Annotated in this window: 2 protein-coding genes; one reads left to right on the top strand and one right to left on the bottom strand. The window is 71.5% G+C overall.

What is annotated here, in order from left to right; translation table 11 throughout:
* Nucleotides 1–419: GNAT family N-acetyltransferase (locus ACZ5CR_RS47410; protein ID WP_468870287.1), on the bottom strand; the 419-nt coding region annotated here is incomplete at its 3' end.
* 178 nt (nt 420–597) lie between these two features.
* On the opposite strand from ACZ5CR_RS47410, the gene thpR reads away from it, so the two are divergent.
* A partial coding sequence (gene thpR / locus ACZ5CR_RS47405; RefSeq protein WP_468870286.1) for an RNA 2',3'-cyclic phosphodiesterase occupies nt 598–1,033 on the top strand: 436 nt, incomplete at its 3' end.

Raw genomic sequence — 1,033 nt, 5'->3', positions numbered from 1 at the left:
AACGCGACGAGCTTGCCGTCACCGCCCGCGTAGCAGTCGACCCGGAGCAGGGAGATCCCCTGTCTCCGGGTTTCTTCTGCCGCGTGCGCGAGGAGGGCGGCGCCCGCGCCGGTGCCGTGCCGGGAGGTCAGGAGGTGGATGTACTGCTCCGGTTCGTCCACCGGAGCGATGTACGCCCCCGGCCCTTCGGTCAGGGTGATCGTGCCGACCGCCTCCCCGTCGATCTCCGCGATCCAGGCGGAGCCGGTGGTGAGGTACTTCTCGACCAGAGCGATGGTCTTCGGATTGGTCGACCAGGGCTTGTCGCCCCACTGTCCGGTGCGTCCCTGGGAGACGAGCCATGCGACGGCGTCGTCGAAGAGGGAGAGGACGGTGGGGATGTCGTCGGGGCCGGCGGGGCGGATGGTTATGTGATCCATGCGCCCATCCTCGCCCAGGGTCTTTCAGCCCGTCCGGCGTTTGAGGACGAACTCGGCGGAGCCGGTGATGGCGGCAACCAAGGCCCCCGCGCCGAGCGGCCCGCGGCGGAGCCGCAGATGTCACAGCCGGGAAGGGGCGGGGTTGGGGAAAGACCCCGCCGGAGGCGAGACTCCCCCCATGAGACTCTTCGCGGCCGTGCTGCCGCCCGAAGCTTCGGCGGACGAACTGACCCACGCAGTGGACAAGTTGAAGACCCTGCCGGGCGCCGAAGACCTCCGCTGGACACGCCGCGAGGGCTGGCACTTCACCCTGGCGTTCATGGCGGAGGTACCGGACGAGACGGTGCCCGAGCTCTCCACCCGCCTGGAGCGTGCCGCGCACCGCACCGCTCCCTTCCCGCTCTCCCTCCGGGGATCAGGCCACTTCGGCGACCGAGCCCTGTGGGCCGGGGCCGCGGGTGACGTGGACGCCCTGCGTCTCCTCGCCCAGCGGGCGGACGCCGCGGCCCGCAAGTCCGGCATCACCATGGAGGAGCACCGCCACTACCGCCCGCACCTGACGCTGGCCCGCGGCCACGGGGAGCCGTCCCTGCGCGCGTACGTCGACGGCCTCG

This window comes from Streptomyces sp. NPDC031274 (assembly GCF_055570235.1).
Note: the sequence above shows the minus strand (reverse complement) of the source record. Positions and strands in the feature narration are given on the sequence as shown.